We start from the raw sequence: 2258 nt of genomic DNA on the forward strand, positions 1-2258 counted from the left end.
GATGTATTATATCATTGTACCCCAAGGTTTTCAAGCAAAATATCACGCCTCCGCCTGATATATATCATGTTTTTGATTTATAGAAGTTCCCATATTGTTAGTTTACCGCCAATTTGCATAAGTATGCCTGATTTGCACAATTAAGTTAAGTGAAACAGCAAGTTTTCTAGCTCTGTTCTTTGCTGTATGTCGCACTACAAGAATAACAACACGATCTTTCTTACATGCCCCAAAAAACATAATGCACAGCCAACAGCACGCCACCAAAAAGATCATATCCACAGCCGATAGCTAGCCTCAGAAGATCATGGCTACATCCGATAGCTAGACCCCAAAAGATCATAGCCAAAGCCAATAGTACGTCCCCAAAAGATCATCGTCACAGCACGCAAACGCTGCTACCAAAGCAATAATCAAATCGTCAGAACAAGATGCACTCTTAAGCAATATTAAGCGCGGCACCATTAAAGAAAAAGAAAGAATCCTGGTAGTTCCGTCTCTACTCGTGTAAGGACGAAGCTAGTGACATATTCAGGTGCAAACGCTAAAGATCAATGGCTCATACTTTTAGATCGCAATAGTCGATCATGGCAACAGATGATCATGTATAGTGGCTTTTGAACTGGTCTATAAATGACAAGCCACACTATTAAGATAAAGAGGGATTACCATGCTCAAGACAAAGCTTTCGTTCATATCTGATGAGCTCTACCAAGATAATGTTATTTATTACTTGGGTGAAAAGTTAGCCCTTAAGGTTCCTTCATATATGAAGTCACAAGCTGGTGAACCTTTATTAGAAGCAAATAGCTCAGATACAAATAATACAGATGCGCTTAAGCAGCTTGGTGATCTAAATACTGAGCCTTGGGATCTTAAAGGCAAGTATTACTACGAGTACTGGATCAGTGCACTTGGAGTCATTTGTCAAAAGAGCAAAGAATGGAATGATTTCATGCTCGTAAGACAGTGCTATAACGCTAGCAAAGACTTTGCAAATCACTATGCTCAGTGGTTGATGCTGCACTGTCTTAGTAAAGAAGAGTTAGAGGCGTACTATAAAAGTAAGTTTGAAAAGACTGCTAAGGATAAAAGGGCAGATCTTATAGCACCTTCAGCTTCAGATATAGAAGATGCCGAGATTGAGAACTTGCTAAACGCAATTGAGGGTAAGAACTTAAGACGCGTTCTTTTTGCAAAGCAAATAGATAGAGCGCAACTAGAGGAAGTACTCGCACTTGCAGGCAAGTTATCGGCAATAAACGAGCCTTTTAAACAATACTGCACAAGAGGGTACAAGACTGCCTTACTAGGCAGTACCGATAAGTTGCTTGCTGTTTTAGATAAAGAACAAGCACAAGTTAAGATCGATAAAAGCAATCACGTTGGCGATGCAGAGGCCTTAGTATTAGAGACAAAGGCATTGCGTGAATCATTCAAAAAGCTCATTAGACAAGTTAAGCCTCTGATGAAAGGAAAGGAGGGTGCCAAAGCTGCAGTCGCTCTGTACAGAGACTTTATTAACTTCACTGCACTTGAGTGGTCAACAATCTAAGATCGTTAGCTACTTTCATCGAAAGTAGCATCTTAAGCAAATCAGCAGTTACAGAACTTTACGGAACAATTTCCTGTAAAAGGTTTGCACAAGCAACACTACGGCACATTAAAGGCTACTTTTAGATCAGCGCTAGGTAAAACCCATTAGAGTTCATAGCCACGGTTGCTGCAAGTGATGTAGATGGAACTGGAAGGTTGCTGCATCAACTTAAGGGCATGTAGCTTCGTGGCTATTTGTATATAAGAGCTAGGCTGCTTGTGATTGAGTACTTTTAGCTAGATTAACGGCACATTGAAGTTTGATCCCCCATATAAAGGTTATGCAGCTTTGCTAGGACTCACAGTGCAAAGTTATGTGGTTGTATGTGGTGAAGTCGATTGTCTGATGATGACACAGGCTTATTTTGGTGGAATTTTGGTTGATTTGAATCAAAGCAATTGCTGCGAATTTGCTAAATATGGTGTTAAAACCATTGTAAATAGGTTGTTAAGACCATATTAATAGTGGTGTTTAACAAAAAGTTTTTTGGCGTGATTTGCTTCACAAAATGCGATGTATATGCTGGTCTTTAAGGGTTATTAGAGTAGAATTGTAGATCCGCGCTTAAAAAAGTTTTAAAAAAGTGTTGACCTAAGATTTTGGATCGCTAAAATACGTCATCACTGAAACGCACTAAGCGATTCGGTAAACAAAGCCAAGC

The 2258-nt window shown here is 39.5% G+C and carries 1 protein-coding gene; it reads left to right on the forward strand.

What is annotated here, in order from left to right; all coding sequences use genetic code 11:
- Window positions 1-670: 670 nt before the first annotated feature.
- The gene (locus tag H524_RS0111810) at window positions 671-1555 is read left to right on the forward strand and encodes a hypothetical protein (protein WP_027940340.1); all 885 of its coding nucleotides are present in this window, start codon (window positions 671-673) and stop codon (window positions 1553-1555) included.
- The last annotated feature ends 703 nt before the right edge of the window (window positions 1556-2258 follow it).

The sequence above is a fragment of the Anaerobiospirillum succiniciproducens DSM 6400 genome (genome assembly GCF_000482845.1).
Classification (GTDB): Bacteria; Pseudomonadota; Gammaproteobacteria; order Enterobacterales; family Succinivibrionaceae; genus Anaerobiospirillum; species Anaerobiospirillum succiniciproducens.